Origin of the sequence: Mediterraneibacter sp. 210702-DFI.3.120, assembly GCF_020561005.1 — a bacterium.
Classification (GTDB): Bacteria; Bacillota; Clostridia; order Lachnospirales; family Lachnospiraceae; genus Mediterraneibacter; species Mediterraneibacter faecis.
Genome location: NZ_JAJCNG010000001.1, coordinates 44253 through 64272, shown reverse-complemented (window position 1 = coordinate 64272; position 20020 = coordinate 44253). Strand labels below are relative to the sequence as shown.

General features: G+C 39.0%; 19 protein-coding genes. All 19 read left to right on the top strand.

The features are described from left to right. Nucleotides 1-25 precede the first annotated feature (25 nt). The 19 genes from LI162_RS00285 to LI162_RS15650 all read left to right on the top strand — a co-directional run bounded on the left by LI162_RS00285 (nt 26) and on the right by LI162_RS15650 (nt 20016). Nucleotides 26-373, top strand: coding sequence for a hypothetical protein (locus LI162_RS00285; RefSeq protein ID WP_227155433.1), 348 nt, complete (start codon nt 26-28; stop codon nt 371-373). Between the two features lie 27 nt (nt 374-400). After that, the gene (locus LI162_RS00280) at nt 401-2101 is read left to right on the top strand and encodes a CHAP domain-containing protein (protein WP_227155432.1); all 1701 of its coding nucleotides are present in this window, start codon (nt 401-403) and stop codon (nt 2099-2101) included. 3 nt (nt 2102-2104) lie between these two features. Then, nucleotides 2105-2278, top strand: coding sequence for a hypothetical protein (locus LI162_RS00275; RefSeq protein ID WP_227155430.1), 174 nt, complete (start codon nt 2105-2107; stop codon nt 2276-2278). After that, nucleotides 2256-2618, top strand: a complete 363-nt coding sequence (locus tag LI162_RS00270; protein WP_172675983.1) for an MmcQ/YjbR family DNA-binding protein — start codon at nt 2256-2258, stop codon at nt 2616-2618. Before LI162_RS00275 ends, LI162_RS00270 begins: the two co-directional genes overlap by 23 nt. A 44-nt stretch (nt 2619-2662) precedes the next feature. Next, the gene (locus LI162_RS00265) at nt 2663-3082 is read left to right on the top strand and encodes a nuclear transport factor 2 family protein (protein ID WP_055214759.1); all 420 of its coding nucleotides are present in this window, start codon (nt 2663-2665) and stop codon (nt 3080-3082) included. A gap of 201 nt (nt 3083-3283) precedes the next feature. After that, nucleotides 3284-3973, top strand: coding sequence for a response regulator transcription factor (locus LI162_RS00260; protein WP_018595846.1), 690 nt, complete (start codon nt 3284-3286; stop codon nt 3971-3973). Then, nucleotides 3970-4998 carry a sensor histidine kinase gene (locus tag LI162_RS00255; protein WP_227155428.1) on the top strand — a complete coding sequence of 343 codons (1029 nt, stop codon included), beginning with the start codon at nt 3970-3972 and terminating at the stop codon, nt 4996-4998. The genes LI162_RS00260 and LI162_RS00255 overlap by 4 nt, the downstream gene beginning before the upstream one ends. A 20-nt stretch (nt 4999-5018) precedes the next feature. Further along, entirely contained in the window at nt 5019-5696 is a 678-nt protein-coding gene (locus LI162_RS00250) for an ABC transporter ATP-binding protein (protein ID WP_025577422.1), read from the top strand. Next, the gene (locus LI162_RS00245; RefSeq protein WP_055056435.1) at nt 5683-8286 is read left to right on the top strand and encodes an FtsX-like permease family protein; all 2604 of its coding nucleotides are present in this window, start codon (nt 5683-5685) and stop codon (nt 8284-8286) included. Before LI162_RS00250 ends, LI162_RS00245 begins: the two co-directional genes overlap by 14 nt. A gap of 80 nt (nt 8287-8366) precedes the next feature. Beyond that, complete coding sequence (locus tag LI162_RS00240) at nt 8367-8990, top strand: VanZ family protein (protein WP_055056436.1); 624 nt, start codon at nt 8367-8369, stop codon at nt 8988-8990. Between the two features lie 265 nt (nt 8991-9255). After that, nucleotides 9256-9432 (top strand): hypothetical protein, encoded by a 177-nt coding sequence (locus tag LI162_RS00235; RefSeq protein WP_227155426.1) that lies wholly within the window; start codon nt 9256-9258, stop codon nt 9430-9432. Nucleotides 9433-9640: 208 nt separating this feature from the next. Beyond that, a complete protein-coding gene (locus tag LI162_RS00230) occupies nt 9641-10306 on the top strand; it encodes an ABC transporter ATP-binding protein (protein ID WP_055057149.1) in 666 nt (221 codons plus the stop codon). A 12-nt stretch (nt 10307-10318) separates the two neighbouring features. Next, nucleotides 10319-12349, top strand: coding sequence for an ABC transporter permease (locus LI162_RS00225; RefSeq protein ID WP_055057150.1), 2031 nt, complete (start codon nt 10319-10321; stop codon nt 12347-12349). A 163-nt stretch (nt 12350-12512) separates the two neighbouring features. After that, complete coding sequence (locus LI162_RS00220; RefSeq protein WP_055057151.1) at nt 12513-14894, top strand: ABC transporter permease; 2382 nt, start codon at nt 12513-12515, stop codon at nt 14892-14894. Between the two features lie 203 nt (nt 14895-15097). Beyond that, nucleotides 15098-15787, top strand: coding sequence for a response regulator transcription factor (locus LI162_RS00215; RefSeq protein WP_227155423.1), 690 nt, complete (start codon nt 15098-15100; stop codon nt 15785-15787). Next, nucleotides 15784-16815: a sensor histidine kinase gene (locus tag LI162_RS00210; RefSeq protein WP_227155421.1), complete on the top strand. Its 1032-nt coding sequence runs from the start codon at nt 15784-15786 to the stop codon at nt 16813-16815. Before LI162_RS00215 ends, LI162_RS00210 begins: the two co-directional genes overlap by 4 nt. 127 nt (nt 16816-16942) lie before the next feature. Further along, a complete protein-coding gene (locus tag LI162_RS00205) occupies nt 16943-17608 on the top strand; it encodes an ABC transporter ATP-binding protein (protein WP_227155419.1) in 666 nt (221 codons plus the stop codon). A gap of 12 nt (nt 17609-17620) precedes the next feature. After that, complete coding sequence (locus LI162_RS00200) at nt 17621-19321, top strand: ABC transporter permease (RefSeq protein ID WP_227155418.1); 1701 nt, start codon at nt 17621-17623, stop codon at nt 19319-19321. An 8-nt stretch (nt 19322-19329) separates the two neighbouring features. Beyond that, nucleotides 19330-20016 (top strand): ABC transporter permease, encoded by a 687-nt coding sequence (locus LI162_RS15650; RefSeq protein WP_227155416.1) that lies wholly within the window; start codon nt 19330-19332, stop codon nt 20014-20016. Nucleotides 20017-20020: the final 4 nt, after the last annotated feature.

The window sequence follows — 20020 nt, the reverse complement described above, 5'->3', positions numbered from 1 at the left end:
AAATTTTCAGAGAGAGGTGAGAACTATGAAAGAAGAAACAACGATTACCTTTTTTGCATCTGAATGCGGGGAGTTTCATGGAATGGGAGAGTGTATTGAATGTACATCTTTAAAAGAAGCATTCCGGCATTACCAGAGATTTTGCAAACGTTTCCCTCACATGGTTCCGTCTTTGGAGTTTTCCCTCCACCATGCAGACGATCCACTGTATAACGAGGGAGAATATCCATTGGCGACCGGGGAGAAGGAAAAAGAGTTATTGTCCTATGTTCCCTATTATGCCAATCATCCGCTGGTGCAGGAAGCGGTAAAGGAACTGGAACAGCTGGAGAGCCAGCAGAAGAAATCAAAAAAGCGAGGAAGGGAACGTTAGAAAGTACAAAAGATGGGAGGTGTGTGATTGAAAGAGATCAAAGAAAAAGTGCGGGGGCAAAGTCCGAAGATCCGTAATCCTGCCTCCCGGCTTCCGAAGGAACTGGTGCGTTCTGCGATGCTGGAAGCAAAAGAAAAGTCCAGCATTATGGCAGATAAGATCGGAAGAGAAACGGGGGAGGAATCCCCGGTAGAATATGCCGGAAACCGCATCCAGCGTGTGGAACAGCGCATGGGAAGAGAAAGTGCTTCGGCAGCCTATCGTGGCGGTAAGAAGCTGGCGGTGAAAACCTATGAGAAGATAAAGGCGCAGAAACAAAAGCAGAGAGAAGCCGCGACACCCTCGTTGGGAGAGGAAAATACAAGAGGTAACACATTTACCCAGGCAGGACAGACAATGGCAAAGAAAGGGCGAACAGAAGCCACAAGAAGCATTAAGGTCAAGCCGGAAGCCGAGAAAACAATTAAGGAAGCTGGAAATCGGACGGTAAAAATAGCGCCCCGTGTGGTGAAAGCCTCTCCGGTTTCTTCCCAGAAAGTGAAAACCCAGGCAGTCTTACAGAAAAAGCAAGCACTGAAATCCATGAAAGCAGCCAGGGAAGCAAAACGGGCTGCCATGCACTCGGTTCAGACTGCCAAGCAAAGTGCAAAGGCAACTGGAAGAGGATTGAAAGCCATGGCAGAAGCTGCCGCTCATGCAGTGAAAGCTGCATTTGCGGCTCTGATGGCAGGCGGTGGTGCGGTTCTGGTTGTTCTGATTTTGATTGTAGGGATTATTGGCGGTGCAGCCTTTTTGGGAAATTCCCAGAGCAGTGAGGCGTTAAGTGCGGAAGTGTTGGCGCATACGCCCGCCATTCAAAAGTATGCCAGTGAATTTGGAATCCCGGAATATGTTCCGGCAATCCAAGCCATTATGATGCAGGAAAGCGGAGGCAGGGGAACCGATCCCATGCAGGCTAGTGAGTGTCCTTATAATACCCAGTATCCCAATACTCCCGGTGCGATTCAGGATGCAGACTATTCCATCAAGGTGGGGATACAGTATTATGCAGATTGCGTCCAGGAAGCCGGATGTGAAAGTCCCCAGGATATGGACAAGCTGAAACTCAGTTGGCAGGGATACAATTATGGCAATGGCTATATCTCATGGGCGTTGGAAAAATTTGGCGGTTACAGTGAAGCCAATGCGTTGCAGTTTTCCCAGGAACAGGCAGCCGCCCATGGCTGGTCTGGTTATGGCGATCCAGAGTATGTGCCTCATGTGATGCGGTATTATTCCGGTGGAGGTTGGTTTGCCGGCCTATTTGGAAACGGACAGCTTGTTACCATTGCGAAAAGCCAGCTTGGACATGAAGGCGGAGAGAAGTTCTGGTCATGGTGGGGATTTACAGAGAGACAAGAATGGTGTGCCTGCTTTGTCAGCTGGTGTGCGGATCAGGCAGGGCTCATTCAAAAGGAAGCAGTACCGAAGTTTTCTGTTTGTACGGATGGTGTAGCTTGGTTTCAGGCAAAGGGGAAATGGCAGAGTGGAGGAAGTGTTCCGACACCAGGGACTATCATCTTTTTTGATTGGGATCATGACGGAGCCAGTGACCATGTAGGAATCGTGGAAAGCTGCGATGGAACTACGGTACATACGATTGAGGGAAACAGCGGAGATGCAGTAAAGCAGAACAACTATACGGTGAATTCTCAGTCCATTTTGGGATATGGACTGGTTGCTTACTAAAAAATGAGAAAAAATCAAAGAACAGATTGCATTGTAGGAGCAAAGGAACAATGCTATAATAGGGAAGCAGGCAGGGCGCACGTCCTGCCTGGTGATAAATACGAAAAGTACAATCATGAGATTGATAAAATAGAGTCATTGGGGAGTGGAATATTTGAAACGGGAAGAAATTTTTGAATATGTAAAAAAACAATATGGAACAATTCCGGAATATCTTTGGAAGAGTTCTCCTAAGAGTGCAATACTCCGGCATAAAAATGGAAAGTGGTATGCAGCTATTCTGCGAGTTGAAAAATCAAAACTGGGTTTGAAGGAGGAAGGAACCGTAGATATCATCAATGTGAAGTGTGAACCGGATATGGTTGGACTTCTGACACAGACCTACGGTTTTCTGCCAGGGTATCACATGAATAAGAAGTATTGGATCACCATGTTGTTAGATGGAAGTGTAAGCGAGGCAAAAATCTTAGATTTTCTGGATATGAGTTATGATTTGATAGATGGGAAAAAGGATTGAGTTTAGAGGTTCTGTAACGAATTTGATATAGGAGGGATTCTATTATGGACAAGAGAGAACAGATGATCCGGTTATGGTTTTCTATGTGGCTGGAAAAGAAAGATTTGGGAATGGATGATATTTTTGCAGAGAACGTGAGTTATACAGAAAGCTGGGGACCATGTTATAGCAATCGTGAAACCGTAAAGCATTGGTTTCAGGAATGGAATATGAGGGGGAGTGTAATCGCTTGGGATATCAAACAGTTTTTTCATAAAGAAAATCAGACCATTGTTGAATGGTATTTTAAAAATGTGATGGATAATGGGGATATTGAAGAATTTGATGGAATTTCATTGATTGAATGGTCAGCAGAGGATCAAATTCAATCCTTGAAGGAATTCGGCTGTAATCTTCATAACTACGATCCGTATCAAAAGAGTGATACGCCCCAATTCAGAGAAGAAAAAATTCATTGGTTTTAAAGTCAGGCAAGAGGTATAAAGTGATTTTAGCAAGTGACGAGAAGGTGTGTGGTGACATGCATCTTCTTTTTGCGTTCCAAAAGATTTTTAAGATTACCAAAAGAAAATCATAAATTTTTCAATCTGTAACATTTCTAGGACATTTCTGTTGTAAAATAAGAATTGGAATGATAGCAAAATGATCGTAAAGGATGAAAAGGAATGAAACAGATTTTAATCGTAGAAGATGATGAACTTTTAAATAAAATGTTAGTTTACAACCTACAGTCAGAATCCTATGGGATTGTTTCGGTGGAAACGGTAAAAGAAGCCATGGAAGTATTAAAAAACCAACCGTTTGATCTGGTACTATTGGACATTAATCTTCCAGATGGAGATGGATATGCGATTGCAAAAACAATCCGGGAAAAATATAGTGATACCATTGTAATCTTTTTGACTGCAAATGACAGGGAAAGTGATGAGATCCGGGGATATGAACTTGGAGCAGTAGATTATATCACAAAACCTTTTTCCATCCATTCCCTGCAGAGAAAAGTAGAAAATGTACTGCGTATGATGCGGCATCATGTGTCCATGCAGGATGTCTTTGATGATGGCAGGCTGTTTTTAAATTTTGCAGAGCAGACAGCTATGCTGGGTGGAAAGCCATTGACCTTATCGACCTTGGAGTTTCGGATGCTGAACCTGTTCTGCCAGAACCGCAATCGTGTATTAACGAGAAAGCAGTTGTTGGAAAAAATATGGGACTGTACAGAAAATTATGTGGACGAGCATACGTTAACGACAACGTTAAGCCGCATCCGGGGAAAGATTGAGACAGATGGAACGGTATATATCAAAACCGTATATGGCATGGGATATAAATGGACCGGAGGTGAAACAGCATGATAGGAAAGAAAACCTCTGTAAAAAAGATGTTTTTTTGGCTGACTGGCGGCATGATACTCTCAATGACAGCGATCATATTGGTCTCCTTTTTTCTGACCAAAAATATTGCAGTGTTATGGGTTGGGCTGACATTAACAGTCTGCGCAGCACTGTGGATGCTTTTTATGGTACAACTGTTGGGAATGAGACTGTCAAATTTTACTTCTGAACTGTGCCAGATCCTGGATGACATGATGAACCGCAGTCAGGAACCTGAAAATGTATCCGACAGAGAGACGATTTTTGCCCGTATCCATCACCGCCTGGTGCGTCTGTATAATATTCTGCAGGAAAGCAACCGGAAGGTAGAAGCAGAGAGACAGGAATTACAGTCCCTGGTGTCAGATATTTCCCATCAGGTCAGGACTCCGGTGAGCAACATGAAAATGATTGTAGATACACTTTTGACAAAATCCCTGGAAGAACAGGAGCAAAATGAGTTCCTGAAAAGTGTAAGAGGACAGATCAATAAGCTGGATTTTTTAATACAGGCATTGGTGAAAACCTCCCGTTTGGAAACCGGGGTGATTCAATTAGAAAAAGAAGATCACTTTATATATGATACGTTAGCGCAGGCTATGAGCGGAATCGTATATTCCGCAGAGCAAAAAAAGATCCATGTATCTGTGGAATGTCCGGAGGATGTGCGTGTGTCCCATGACAGTAAGTGGACAGAAGAAGCGATTTTTAATCTGTTGGACAATGCGGTAAAATATACCCCGACAGGGGGAAGTGTCCAAGTGTCTGTAGCGCAATGGGAAATGTATGTGGAGATAAAAGTATCCGATACTGGAAAAGGAATTTCAGAGAGCAATCAGGCATCTATTTTCAAGAGGTTTTACCGGGAAGAAGAGATTCATAATCAGCCGGGTGTTGGAATCGGTCTTTATCTGACCAGGGAAATTGTGACACAGCAGGGCGGCTACGTTACGGTGGAATCACAGGTTGGAAAGGGGTCAGCATTTTCTATTTTTCTGCCGAGATAAAGAAATATATGGAGGATACTATGGCAGCTGTAAAATTAGTTTCACTTACAAAAGAATATCAAAATGGAGAAAATTATATAAGAGCCGTTGATGATGTATCCTTTTCCATAAAAGAGGGAGAGTTTATTGCAGTCATTGGTGCTTCCGGAAGCGGAAAGTCAACCCTGATAAATTTGATCAGCGGATTGGAAAAGCCAACCCATGGATGTGTTTATGTGCATGATGTAAATTTGACGCAATTATCTTTAGAAGAACAGATATCTTTTCGTAGATGGCACATTGGTGTTGTTTTTCAAAAATATAATCTGATTCCTGCTATGAATGTGTTTGAGAATATCGTGCTTCCGGCAAAATTACTGGAGAGGACAGTAGATGAAAAAGAGGTTTTCCATTTGGCAAAAACTCTGGGGATCGAAGAGAAGCTCTTTCAGATGCCGGATGAGTTATCGGGAGGACAACAACAAAGAGCTGCCATTGCCAGAGCTGTCTACGCCCATCCTACCATTCTGTTGGGGGATGAGTTGACGGGAAATCTGGATTCCAGAACCAGCGTCTCTGTTATGGAACTGTTAAAAAAGATCAGCAGGCAATATCAGCAGACCATGCTTGTGGTTACCCATGATGAAAAAATCGCTGCCATGGCAGATCGGATCATCCGCATGAAAGACGGAAGGGTGGTGGAAGATGAAAGACTATGATTATCACCGTCCGGCAGAAAAAGTGCTTTTGGATTCTTATCGAAAGCAGAACCGGAACAAAAACCGCCTTTTGTTTCTGGCAGTTGCACTTACCGTTGGAGTGATTTTCTGTATGATAAGTTTTGCCTATGGGAAGATCCAGGTGGACATCCAGAAACATATCCGGACAGATGGAATGACGGTGTCAACGTATCTTGAAAATGGTACAGAAGAAATGGCAGGACAGCTGCATACGCTTTCCTACATAGCAGAAACGGGAAAAGAAAAATTTGCCGGAAAACTATGCGATCAAACGATAAAATATTGCGACTGTGTTGTGGCAGATGAAACAGCATTTGAAACTATGCTCTGTCCGGCCTATACACAGATCATAGGAACGTATCCCAAACAGGAAAACGAAATCATGCTTTCCACCAAAACCTTAACGTATCTGGGAATTTCGGATCCAAAGGTGGGAATGGAATTAAAGCTGGATTTTTATTGGAATGATCTTTTCCAAACAAAAGGAACCGGACAACAGACGTTTCAGCTTTCCGGATATTTTACAGAATATCAGAATCAGGGGGCAAGTTTTTCCATTGCATTTTTATCCGAGAAGAAACTGAAAGAAAGCGGAGCTGGATGGAATCCCTGCAGGATACTGCTGAAACCGGAAAAGGATTCTGTCAGTGGCATACAGATGGAACAACAGTTGCAGGAAGATATCCGGTTGAAAGAAGGGCAGCGGATCGTCAGCATGGATTCGGCTGCATACCGGGCAGTGGAAGGAATGCTGGGAAGCTATGGATTTGCAGCCTTGTTCTCTTTCCTGATTCTGCTGTGTATGTTTTTGTTCATCTATAATATTTTGAATTTATCATTAGGAAAAGATTTACAGCAATATGGTCTGATGGAAGTAGTCGGGGTACAGCAGCATCAGATTATACAAGTGATATTTCGGCAGATGATGGAAGTTGTCTTGAAGGGAAGCCTTGCAGGCGTTGCCATAGGCAGTCTGGTGGTACTTGGAATCCTGCCCTCTGTCATTGGAAAACTGTATCTTGGACAGGCAGAAGAACTGGAGGGGATTTCTTTCTATCAGCCTGTGTTCTTTCTGATAGCCATTCTGCCAGTGGCAATGACTTTGGGTGTTGTGATACTTCTGGTAAAGCAAAAAATCAAAATCCTGAGTCCTCTGGAATGTATGAACTATGGAACTGGGAATGTTGCAGAGAAGAAACAAACAAAGAAAAAGAAAGCAGTTTTCCAAAGTTTTGGAAACAAGCCGGAAGTTTATCTGGCCAGAAGATATCTGTTTTACAATAAAAAGGCTTTTTTCATCACCATGATTTCTCTGACCATAGGTTGCGGCTTAGCGCTTGGATCTTCGGTGATTGTAAAGGGAGTAGATCTGCAAAACCAGTTTATGAAAGAACCTGATTTTCAAATCCGTATCACACAGGAAGCCTGCAGCACACTGATGGAAACTTCCCCGGATACAGAAAATATGGTCTTTTTCCCGAAAGAATTCTTGGAGAACATCAAGCAGACTGCCGGAAACAGCCTGCAGGATGAAACAAAGATCCAGGGATTTTACCCTATTATCGGGAAACAAGGTCGGGATAGCATCAAGTTATTAAATGACGGGGAAACCGTTCCGACTGTAATCCAAAAAATTTCTTCTTCTGAAAAAGAAAAACTGCAGGAATTTTTGAAAGAGCAGGAGATAACAGCAGACTGGGAAACATTTACACACGAAAACGGAACGATTCTTCTCCATGATCACAGAGTATCAGAATATGCAGAAGAGCAGGCATTGGAGCAGCTTGGAAATACAATAGAAGTGTATGATCTGGTTCCGGTGGGAACCGATATGTCCGATCTGCTTCCAGAGACACTGGTAAATTGCGGGTATCTGGATATTACAAAGGAAGGATTTCCGGAATTAGAGTTGTGCTGGGATGGCAGAAATACCAATCTTCTTCTTGTAACAGAGGAAACCTTTGAAAACCTGTCAGAGAATCTGACCCCACAGACCTTTGAAATGAGCTTTTCTGTAGAAAAGGAACAGGAATCCGGCTGCAAAAACAGGTTAAAGGGAATGATCCAAACAGAAAATATGGAATTTCAGTCTGAAAACGGATATGCGGAGCAATTAAATTTATTCCAGATGGAGAGTCGGTCAGACCTTTTATTAAAAGAACAGGAGTATATTCAGACCAGCAGGCTGTTGCTTCTGGTAATCAGCGGATGCCTGATCTTTATTGGGATTATGAATTTTTTAAATGTAAGGGTAACGGACATGTTACTTCGAAAAAAAGAATGTGCCATTATGAATCGTGTGGGAATGACCAGAAAGCAGTTGCAGCGGATGTTCCTTGCAGAAGGAATTTTTACCTGGCTGTTGCTGAGTGTTCTGATATTGACCGTTGGTACAATATTGATTTGCGGGATTGGATGGTATATGAAAACCGAGATATCTTATTTTGTTTTTTCTTATCCAATCAAAGAAATGGTTGCTCTACTGATGATTTTACTTGCAGGCAGTATTCTGGTACCAGAAATTTTATATAAAAAGTTTAAGAAAAATTTTCGATTTTTCGTTGGATAATTTTAAATTTTTGCTGTTATTCTTATGAAAGAAACGGACTGGCAAATATATGTAATGAGTTCATGTAAAGGAGTGAAAATATGTTACCAATTTCCGATATTCTTATTCGCTCAATAAGTGGGTATGTGTTTATAATTCCAGTTCTTATATTGTATTTTTTATATCTTAAAAAATCGGGACGCAAACAAAGCATTTTTCATATTACCGCTGTATTTGTGTTTTGTTATTATTTATTTGGAATTTTAACTGTAACAGGTATTGGTTATACAAGCACAATATCATTTCGTCCCCAAATTTCTATAATTCCATTTTGGGGTATGATAAGTGGACCAATAGATACCATACTTAATCTTGTTTTATTTGTGCCTTTGGGCTTTTTCTTACCATTACTGTATAAGAAGTATCGTCATATAAAGAATGTTGTACTAACTGGCTTTCTGTTTTCCTTATCTATTGAAATTGTTCAGATGTTTGGCTGGGGGGCAACAGATATAAATGACCTTATTATAAATACAGCAGGAGCATGTTTAGGATATTTGATATATTATCTGCTGTCAAAAATCTTACCCATTAATTTTAGAAAAAGGCTTCAGTCCGAAAATGTTAATGACATGGTCGAAATAATGTTATATGCAATTTATATATTTATAGTTATGATTACAGTTCAACCATGGGTAGTTCATAGTTTACTCAATATCGGATAAAAGTGAGTATTGATTATGCTTCAATCAATAAAATTGCAAAATGCAATTTTGCAAACTTAATATTACTACAAATAAAGCAGTTAGTCTTTAGGATGGACTGCTTTTTAGTGCTGTTTTGTTATCATATCAAGGCTCATTCAATCGTGGTAAAATGAATGGTTTTCTATACTTTAAAATACTTGAAAGTATAGTGTTTATGTGGATAATCTAAAATTAGATATAAAATTTTTGTTAAAAACGAATATTAAATAATGGAGGCAATTGAATGATGTATCAAACCGTATTAATAGAAAATATTACTACTGAAAATGTAACTGAAAAAATAAATGCTAAACTTATAGAAATGGAAAAACAAAGCTACAAACTTGTAACTATGTCATTTTGGGGAGCTGAAAAAGTTATCTTGGTTTTCAAGAAGGGATTGAAAGGCAGTTTGCTGTGATGTATTAAATAGAATTTTAGTCACAGATAAAATCAAGAACAGCAAAATATCATATTTGGTATCTTTTGTAATTTTTTTGAAATGTCCGAGATTTGTAACAATTCAGGCTGAAATTCCTTGAATTTTGTTCTTTTCTCGGACATTTCTGTGACATTTGTATTTTATAATAGAGTCATCATAAAGAAAGGCAGAAAGGAGCTTATAGAATATGAGTATTTTACAGACAATCGATTTAAAAAAATATTATGGTACAGAACCGAATATTACAAAGGCACTGGATGGTGTGAATTTTTCAGTGGAAGAAGGTGAATTTGTAGCGGTAGTAGGCACTTCAGGTTCCGGAAAATCCACGATGCTTCATATGATGGGAGGTCTGGACACGCCTACCAGCGGAAGAGTTATTGTACGGGGAGAAGAACTGGCAAAGAAAAACGATGAAGAACTGACGATTTTCAGGAGAAGAAATATTGGTTTCATTTTCCAAAATTATAATCTGGTTCCGATTTTGAATGTTTATGAGAATATTGTCCTTCCGGTAGAACTGGATGGAGATACGGTAGATCAGGGATTTATGGACGAGGTGGTTCATATGCTGGCTCTGGAAGATAAACTAAAGAATATGCCGAATAACCTCTCAGGAGGACAGCAGCAGAGAGTTGCGATTGCAAGGGCTTTAGTTGCAAAGCCTGCGATTGTGCTTGCCGATGAACCTACAGGGAACCTCGACTCGAAAACCAGTGCAGATGTTATGGGATTGATCAAACGAACCAGTTATGAGTTTCACCAGACAGTGGTAATGATTACACATAACAATGAGATTGCCCGACTTGCGGATCGGATTGTTCGGATTGAGGATGGAAAGATTGTAAGTTAGGGAGGCGATCATATGACATGGCCTTTTGAAAATAACACCAACGCTATTACGGAAAAAATTGCTAAAAATGACATAGATAAAAACCGAGTTAAAAAGGTTTTCTCGCTTACTACGATAGTCTTTGCAACAGCACTACTCATGATGTTGGTTATGTTTGAAAGCGGATATGAAACTACAAAAGATAGAATGGCAGAAGGGCAGCCACAAGTTGTTTTTTATGATCTTTCCCAGCAGCAAATTGAGTTGTTGTATTCAGAGGAAAATATCGAATCCATCAAAGTAACTGAAACAGAAAATGGATATGATGCTTCAATTACCATTGTTGATGCCACAAAAATGACGCAATATGGTTTTTCTTCTGCGGTCGATAATATATCTTCAAAATATGATATTCATCATGTAACAAGAAACGACTTATTCATGGATAGTTTGCCCAACGGAGGACTATTAAATCAGAAAAACATGGTTCTTATGGGTGTGGCAATCTTCATTATAATTGTGAGTGCTTTAGTAATTTACAATGTTTTCTATTTGTCTGTTGTAAATCAGGTGCGGCAATTTGGGCAGCTTCGTACTGTCGGAATGACACAGCAGCAAACAAAGAAAATCATCCGCTACGAAAGAAAATTTTTATGTAGAATTGGGGTTCCGATTGGTCTATTAATTGGTGACCTTGCTGGATATTTGTTGCAACCTGATGGTTGGGATTGGATCGCTGCGGTAGTCTGGGGGATAATCATTAGTGTTATCATCAATTTCGTTGTAAAAGTATCGTTAAATAGACCTACAAAAATAGCCCTCAGCATTTCCCCGATCCTTTCCAGCAAATATATGATGGAACGCTTTGATTGTAAGGTTACTAACAAAGAAAAACGAAAATTATCTTCTTTGGGGCTGGCAATCATAAGCATAACATCACACTGGAAAAGCATTTTAATTTCTGTGCTTTCTTTGGGCCTAAGCGGGCTTTTATTTGTCTTAGCTGCAACATATACCGCTTCCATTGATCCTGAATCTATTGTAAAAAAAGATGTCTACCAGTATGGACAATTTGTGATTGATACTACTGGTAAATACAGTGAGAAAGTTTCGGAAATTGAAAACTTCAAACAAAAGATAATGGAGCTTCCAAACATTAGCAATATAAAGCAAGTTGTTGAAACAGATATTAGTTGGGCAGGGAAAAATAGCACAGGCAAAGATCAACTTTCTATTATTACCGATAATGATTTTGCCTCTATTCAGCAATTCAGCGAATCAGGCGATTTGAATTATCAACAGCTTGTTCAATCTAACCAGATCGTTGCTGTAAATGGTGTAGAAGGTATTTCTAAAGGCGATACAGTAGAATTTACATTTGGGGATGGCACCCAAAAAACTTATACGGTGGGAGGCGTATTAGATGGTGATCTGTATTCAAATACAGCAATTTATGGAGGTTGGTTTTTAATGCCCACTGAATTGATAGCAGAAAATTCGGTTTCTTTTAATGTTTCTATTAGGTTGATTGTAAAGGCAAATGATACCGAATTGGAACACACCACAATATCTTTAGAGAAATTAGTGGATATGTCAGATGGATTAACGCTGACGACTATGCGAGAAGCAATTGCTTCAAAAGAAGCTACTATAAGGCAGGTAGGAATATCTATCATAGGCGTAACACTATTCTTGCTACTTTTTAGTATCATTACTTTCGCAAGTACAATTATTACAAATATAGCAACAAAAAAGCGGGAATACGCTATGTTTCAATCCATCGGTATGACTTGGAAACAAACAGAAAAAATGGCATTATGCGAAAGTTGTGTATTGGCTGTAGGGAGTTTGATACTTACTCTGATATTGGGAATTATTTTAGGGCAGATATTGATAAAAGGCTTGATAAGTGCAGGGGTTTTCTATTTGTCATATACATTTCCATTAGCATTGTTTACTGTATATTGCATTGTGGTAGTTCTGATTATTTTGACGATTACTATTTCAGCTTTTTACAGTTTACAAAAAACTCCGTTGGTTGAGAGATTACGGATTATAGACTAAGGAAGTAGACCCGACTAATATAAAAATGTCCGAACGTTGTAGCATTTTTTGCTGTACTACTCATGTTCGTGCAGGTACTTTACTCAATATATGCCATCCGTTATATGCGGAAACAATCTTTGGTAGAGCGAATTAAGATAACAGAATAAGGAGGTGGCAGGCTATGACTTGGCCTTTTGAAAATAATACAAACGGAATTATCAAGAATCTGGCGAAGAGAAATTTAAAAAGCGAAAAACGAAGAAATGTCATGGTAATAATATCAGTAGTTTTAGCTGCTTTTTTAATCAGTCTTTCCGGTTTGGCTGGAGTTTCACTGATGCAAACAGAAAAGAAGAAAGTGATAGATACTTATGAAGCAACTTATGTACAGGTAGATGAAGTGCATATAGAAGAGTTAAGAGAAGTGCCGGAATTTGCACGTGTGGGAGAATACTATATGTACGGGGAAGAAGTTTCTACACAGGGATTTAAAGGATTCTTTGCTTATACGGATAAAGAAACTCTGTATATGGCACGTTCCCAAATGAATTTGGCAGATGGAGACTTACCGAAAGAGAAAAATGAGATTGTGGTAAGTAAAGAATGGCTTTCAAAATTTTTCCCTGACTGTCATATCGGTGATCCAGTTACATTGGATACGGAAAGTTTTTCAGGTGAATATACTATTTCAGGCATCTTAGATACAACAGGGCAAGAAAAACAAAATATGTACTCTTTTCTGATCTCCAAAGAAATGCTAAAGCAGTGTACGAAGTATGAACCTGACGGATACTTTGCCTATGTACATCTGAATCATATAGATCAGTTAGACGGAGAACTTATTAAAGCTGACGTTCAGAAGATCAAAGAGGAGTTGCAGATACCTGGAGTTGGATTTCATGATGCGTACTTCCGTTATATTGACGGAGACATTTCCATGGAGAATGTTTTGCTACTTATGGCTTTTGCCGGTATCGTTTTGGTAGGTGGCTGCGTTGTAATTCAAAGTATTTTCCGTATTTCCATTATTGATAAAATAAAAAGTTATGGTCAGCTCCGAACTGTTGGTGCTAGCAAAAAGCAGATTATGCGTATTGTAAAAAAAGAGGGACACTCTTTAGGATGGAAGGGTATGTCTATCGGGATTTTACTTGGTTTAGGAGTGACACTTTTGTTATTTCCCAAAGGTTTTTCTCTTTCAGGATATCTTTTCGTGATGGGATGTACAGTATTGATCTGCTGGATCATGATTTGTCTGTCTATCCGAAAACCTGTGAAATTAGCCGCAAATATCTCACCAGTTGAAGCAGTTCGTTTTACTTCTCTTCAAAAGAAGATAAAGAATCGGGAGAAGAGAAAAAAGATTAGCCCTTGTTCTCTCGGAATGCTGAACTTTCGCAGGGATTGGAAGAAAACAGCCAGTATTGTGTTTTCTTTAAGTTTGGGCGGGATTCTGCTTTTGGCTGTTAGTTCTTTGCTGATTCTGCAATCGCCGGAAAAACTGGCAAGACAGTATTTTAAAAATGGGGATTACAAGATTTATATGGATTCGGATAAGGAACATATTGATCTTCTCAAACAGGGAAATCCATTGAATGAAGAATTGAAACAGGAAATCCTGGATATTGATGGAGTGGAAGAGATTCTGGTCACAAGGAAATCAGCAGGTTTTGAAGCCACTTCCCATGAAATTACTACGCGTGGTGTTTGCGATATGATTACCAAGAAAAATAGGAAACTTGTGGCACAAACTGTTGTAGAGGGAAGTATGCCTGATAACAATGGCATTTTATTGCCATACGATTATCGTGGTTTTGATGGGAAGGAAAAATTGGGTGAAACCATAGAACTTTCATTGGGAGAGAAAACAATTCCTGTAACCATATCAGGTTTTTATGATTTGGAAAAAACTATTTTTGCCAGTGGACATGGTCCAATCGGAGTGGATGGACCAATGATGTTTTTGTCGGAAGAACTGTTTCAGAAATTAATACCAGATGTAACTAATTTTGATTACTCCTGGGACATTGTCTGCAATCCGGAGAAATCCGAAAAAGTGGGAAAGGCTTTGGAGAATCTTGTTGTTTCGCATACCGATATTGGCTTAGATACCTTTGAGGATCGAGTAGATAGTTTTGGGTATATGAATGTAGCATATGGCATAATGCAGGTGATTTCATGGTTTATCTTTTTGTTTGGTGTGATCAACCTTATCAACACCACACTTTCCAATCAATATTCGCGCAGACAGGAAAATAGCGTGCTGCGTTCGATTGGGTTAGCGCCGAAACAATTAGCGCAAATGACAGTATGGGAAGGAATGGGATATGTGATTAGCAGTATTTTGCTTATGCTTGCCATTGGACTGCCAATTACGCTTCTGGTATGGAGAAAATTCAGTATCAGTGCTTACGCTGGACGAATCCTTCCTTACGAATTTCCATGGTTGCAGATGGGAGTATATGTAGTAGTACTTGTGACAGTAGAGCTTATTTTATCCGTTTGGACAATCCGCAGGCAGAAAAAACAATCCCTGATTGAACAAATGCGGTCAATGGAATAAGAGAAAAATGCTTTTGCTGAAAAGTGTGGATTTCGGCAAAAGCATTTTTTTATGGAAAACATTTTTTCCTGAAAGAAAATAGGATATAATCAATCTATGTTTTGGAATGATGAACATCAGAAAAACGGTATTTAGGACATTTCTGCAACATTTGAGGTTTAAAATAACGACAAGTTTAGAAGATGGGAAAGGAAGAAGCTGGATTGAGGAAAATTTTAATTGTAGAAGATGATAAAGTATTAAATAAAACGCTGGCTTATAATCTTACTGCAGATGGTTATGAAGTAACCTCTGCATACAGTTTTCAGAATGCAGTAGAACGATTGAAAAAGGGTGAATTTGATATTGCTCTGCTGGATATTAATCTGCCGGATGGAAACGGTCTGCATTTATGTGATGAGATCAGAGGAAGAGGGCAGCATACCTATATTATGTTTATCACAGCAAATGATAAAGAAGGCGATATGCTGAAAGGCTATGAAGCCGGATGTACAGATTATATTACAAAACCATTTTCAGTGATGGTTCTCTGCAAAAAAATAGCCGCTGTTTTTGCAAATATGGAATTGCGGACACCAAAGCATGATGTATTTGAAGATGAAGTTTTGAAAATTGACTTCTCCGAGCAGAGTGCAGTTTTGGAGGGCAAGGCGATAGAGTTTACACCAAAAGAATACCGTACCTTATTTTTATTTGTAAAAAATCCGCACATTATATTAACGAAACGGCAGCTGATTGAAAAATTGTGGGATATTGATGGGGATTTTATCGATGAGCATACGCTTACTACGATTATCAGCCGCATCCGCAAAAAGATTGAAACGGATGAGCGAAAATATATTAAAACTGCCTACGGAATGGGATATCAATGGATAGGCGGTGAATCACGATGAAATTACAGAATTTATCAACCAGAACTTTTCTGCGGCTGATCGTGGGAGGCGCTTCTCTGACCTCGATTCTTTTGTTGTTCCTCCTTTATGTCTTGACAAAAGATATAAGGATGATACTTGGCGGTTTCAGTGTAATGATTCTTCTATTTTTCTGGGGTGCAGTCTTTCTGCATTATTTTCAAAAGAAACTATCGGTATTTACAGATGGGCTATGCCGGACATTAGATGAAATGATGGATAGTACCGTTCGGCCGCAAATAAATTATGAAGCGGAAACGCTGTTAGCGCGCATCAGCCATCGCCTGGAAAGGCTATATCATGTGATGCAGGAAACCAGGCATAAAGTAGAAGAAGAAAAAGCAGAATTACAGTCTTTGGTATCGGATATTTCGCATCAGACCAAAACACCGATAGCAAATCTAAAAATGCTCAACGACACGATGCTAACCAGAAAGATTACTGAGGAGACGCGTGAGGAATTTTTACATGCTACTGCCAGTCAGTTAGATAAACTGGATTTTTTGATTCAGGGAATGGTGAAAACATCACGATTAGAAACGGGTGTGATCACCCTGGAAAAGAAAGAAACAGTTATTGCAGATACACTTGTCGATGCGATCAATGGGGTTCTTGCTCCTATGGAGAGAAAACACATTCATTTATCTGTAGATTGTCCTGAAAATTTAACAGTTTCACATGATAGTCGCTGGACTTCAGAGGCATTGTTTAATCTTTTAGATAATGCAGTAAAATATACACCGGAAGGCGGTAATATTCACGTAACGGTACAGGACTGGGAGATGTATCTGGAAATTGCCGTAACGGATACGGGAAGAGGCATTCCGGAAAGTGTCCAGGCAACTATTTTCAAACGATTTTATCGGGAAGAAGCTGTACATGATGTGGATGGGATTGGAATAGGATTATACCTGGCACGTGAGATTATCACTATGCAGGGTGGCTACATCACAGTTGAATCAGAAGTGGGAAAAGGATCAACGTTCTCTATATTTCTTCCCCAACGATAACAATCGGGCGGTCTGTTTATCAGGCTGCCTTTTTTAAAAAATATTTTAGAAAAAAAGAATTTTAGGACATTTCTGCAACATTTGACCTTTACTATATGCTCATCAACAAAGAAAGGAAGTAGTGATTATGACAATTTTACAGACAAAGGATTTAAAAAAATATTATGGTACAGAACCGAACATTACTCGTGCTTTAGATGGTGTAAATTTTTCTGTTGAGCAGGGAGAATTTGTAGCAGTGGTAGGAACTTCAGGTTCCGGAAAATCTACGATGCTTCACATGATGGGAGGATTGGATACTCCAACATCAGGAAGTGTAGTTGTAGCAGAAAAGGAACTGGCTAAAATGAATGATGAGCAACTCACTATTTTTCGCAGGAGGAATATCGGTTTTATCTTCCAAAATTACAATCTGGTTCCGATTTTAAATGTTTATGAAAACATTGTGCTTCCAGTAGAGTTAGATGGAGATACCGTAGATCAGAAATTTATGGATGAAGTGATTACTATGCTGGGATTGGAAGATAAGCTGAAAAGTATGCCGAATAATCTCTCAGGAGGACAGCAGCAGAGAGTCGCGATTGCAAGGGCTTTGGTTGCAAAGCCTGCGATTGTGCTTGCCGATGAACCTACGGGCAATCTTGACTCGAAAACCAGTGCAGATGTTTTGGGATTGCTGCAGAGAACCAGCAGGGAGTTTGATCAGACGTTGGTAATGATTACGCATAACAATGCTATTGCGCAGCTTGCTGACCGCATTGTGAGGATTGAAGATGGAAAAATAGTTGGATAGGAGTTGATTTGTATGACGTTACCTTTTGAAAATGATACAACAGAAATAATTCGTAAAATCGTTTTTGCACAATTAAAACATGATAAATTAAAAAAATATCTCTCTATTTTTGCAATTTCTCTTGCAACATTTTTAATGACAGCAGTATTATTGCTCGTTTCGGGAATCATAGAAGTGAATACAAATGGTGGAAACAGTATTACAGGTTCTTATCATGCCCTTGTTTCTGGTCTTACAAAGCAGCAGTATGAAAAATTATCTGCGGATGAACGAATAGAAAAATTAGGATTTAACGCATTAGTAAAAAGTGCTTCTTACGATGGCTTACAATTAAATATTTCTTGTTCCAATGAAGATAGTTTAGTGTTAAATGGATTATCTGTTTCTGAGGGGAACATGCCACAGAAGAAAAATGAAATTTTAGTTGAAAAAGACTATTTGTCAAAACAGGGTATTGATGCGAAAATTGGCGATAAAATTGTTTTGCCGGGAGAAAACAATCAAGAAGGACAAGAGTTTGTTATTTCCGGTTATATAAAAACTTCTGCGAAGGGAACAGATCGTTCTTTGTACGCTGCTATTGTTTCTATGGAATATTTTCTTGATATAGATGGCTGGAATACATTGTCACCAATGGCGATGTTCCGTTTAAAATCCCAATATGCTTCTGAAAGTGAACAGATTCAAAATGAGATTACGGAAATCTGTAAAGAAGCGGGTATTTTGCAGTCGCCATCTATCAATCATGCTTATTTGGAATTGAGCCAGCCATCTGTTTTATTGGTGATGGCAGGAATTGCCGGATTAGCAATTGTTATTATGGCAGGAGTTTTGGTTATTTACTGCATATTTTATATCTCGATTATCAATTCTATTCGTGAATATGGTCAGCTTCGTACCATAGGCATGACAGAAAAACAGATTAAGAGATTAGTGTACAAAGAAGGAACTTCTTTATCTTTAATAGCAATACCGATAGGTCTTATAATGGGAACATTTTTATCTTATTTTTTGGTTCCGCAGGGATTCCAATTTAAAAATTTACTTTGGGCGTATCCTATTGTTATATTGTTTTCTTATATGACAGTACGGTTATCTATTAGAAAACCAGCAGTTATTGCAGCAAGCGTATCTCCTATAGAGGCGTATCGATATGAGATGGGCCCAAATTATGGGTATAAGCATAAAGGGAAAAAGATAACTCCTATTTCATTGGCGAAAGAGCAGATTATACGAGATAAGAAAAAGAATGTTCTAACGATTACATCTCTGGTTTTAACAGGAGTATTGTTGTTTGGAGCCTCTTCGATACTTTCCTCGATTAACGCAAGGGATATGGCATTGTCTGGATTTTCATTAGGACAATTTTATATTCGAATACAGGATCAAGAATTAAGAGAAAATGCTTTAGAAACTGTTGAGAGCAATAGTCCATTTACAGAAGAATCATATAGCGCTCTCAGTCAAGTGAGTGGTGTAAAACAAATAACAACAATTACCAATCTTCCGGTGTCTAATGACTTAAATGCAAAAGAATCAAATGGGGCAATCGTTGGATTTGACGAAACCGATATGGATTTAATCAGAGAATGTAATTTAGGTAAATCTATTCCGAAATATCAAGAAATAGCATCTAAAAATCAGATTATTATTGGGCGCCAAGTGATTTCGAAGAATATTTTGGGATACAGCCGGAAGTTGGAAATTCTATAAAATTAAAAGTGTTTGACGGCACAGAGACAAAAGAGATGGAGTTCTCAATTGCCGCCGTATTGGATGAAAGTAAAATCGGAAATAATGGAGATAAAATTGATATGCTGTTACTTCCAAATGATTCTATGAAAAAAATCACCTCATCTAATATGACATATCAGTGGGTGATTCGCGTGGACGAAAAAATGGAGCAACAGGCAGAAAAAGAGATTAAACAGATTCTGGTGGCAAATCCACGATTGGCTGTTACTACATTATCTGGAGCTATTGCCCAAAATGAGAATTTCTTACAAGGAATGATTTTGGCACTTGCTGTAATTATTGGATTTATCAGTTGCTTTGCAATTATGAATTTACTAAACACTATTTTTACCGGTGTGATTGTTAGGCAAAAAGAATTTGCTCTCATGCGTTCCGTAGGAATGACACAAAAACAGCTTACAACCATGGTATGTTGTGAAGGGTTGCTTATTGTTTCTATCGGATTGATTTTGTCTTTGATTGTTGGTGGTTTTATCGGTTATCTTCTTTGCACTTTATTAAAAAATGGATTGATGACGTACTTAAATTATCAGTTTCCATTTAGTGTGACGTTGTTTTATTGTGCGCTAGTTGTGATTTGTTCTTTGTTGGTATCAGAGATTGCGTTAAGGCATCAAAAAAATATGTCTCTTATTGAACTTTTAAGGAGGTGACACA

Coding starts and splice junctions, on each gene's coding strand:
- LI162_RS00225 (WP_055057150.1), top strand. CDS start 10,319: ATGACATGGCCTTTTGAAAATAACACCAACGCTATTACGGAAAAAATT.
- LI162_RS00240 (WP_055056436.1), top strand. CDS start 8,367: ATGTTACCAATTTCCGATATTCTTATTCGCTCAATAAGTGGGTATGTG.
- LI162_RS00285 (WP_227155433.1), top strand. CDS start 26: ATGAAAGAAGAAACAACGATTACCTTTTTTGCATCTGAATGCGGGGAG.
- LI162_RS00255 (WP_227155428.1), top strand. CDS start 3,970: ATGATAGGAAAGAAAACCTCTGTAAAAAAGATGTTTTTTTGGCTGACT.
- LI162_RS00210 (WP_227155421.1), top strand. CDS start 15,784: ATGAAATTACAGAATTTATCAACCAGAACTTTTCTGCGGCTGATCGTG.
- LI162_RS00205 (WP_227155419.1), top strand. CDS start 16,943: ATGACAATTTTACAGACAAAGGATTTAAAAAAATATTATGGTACAGAA.
- LI162_RS00200 (WP_227155418.1), top strand. CDS start 17,621: ATGACGTTACCTTTTGAAAATGATACAACAGAAATAATTCGTAAAATC.
- LI162_RS00250 (WP_025577422.1), top strand. CDS start 5,019: ATGGCAGCTGTAAAATTAGTTTCACTTACAAAAGAATATCAAAATGGA.
- LI162_RS00235 (WP_227155426.1), top strand. CDS start 9,256: ATGATGTATCAAACCGTATTAATAGAAAATATTACTACTGAAAATGTA.
- LI162_RS00265 (WP_055214759.1), top strand. CDS start 2,663: ATGGACAAGAGAGAACAGATGATCCGGTTATGGTTTTCTATGTGGCTG.
- LI162_RS00230 (WP_055057149.1), top strand. CDS start 9,641: ATGAGTATTTTACAGACAATCGATTTAAAAAAATATTATGGTACAGAA.
- LI162_RS00260 (WP_018595846.1), top strand. CDS start 3,284: ATGAAACAGATTTTAATCGTAGAAGATGATGAACTTTTAAATAAAATG.
- LI162_RS00220 (WP_055057151.1), top strand. CDS start 12,513: ATGACTTGGCCTTTTGAAAATAATACAAACGGAATTATCAAGAATCTG.
- LI162_RS00275 (WP_227155430.1), top strand. CDS start 2,105: ATGAGAAAAAATCAAAGAACAGATTGCATTGTAGGAGCAAAGGAACAA.
- LI162_RS00245 (WP_055056435.1), top strand. CDS start 5,683: ATGAAAGACTATGATTATCACCGTCCGGCAGAAAAAGTGCTTTTGGAT.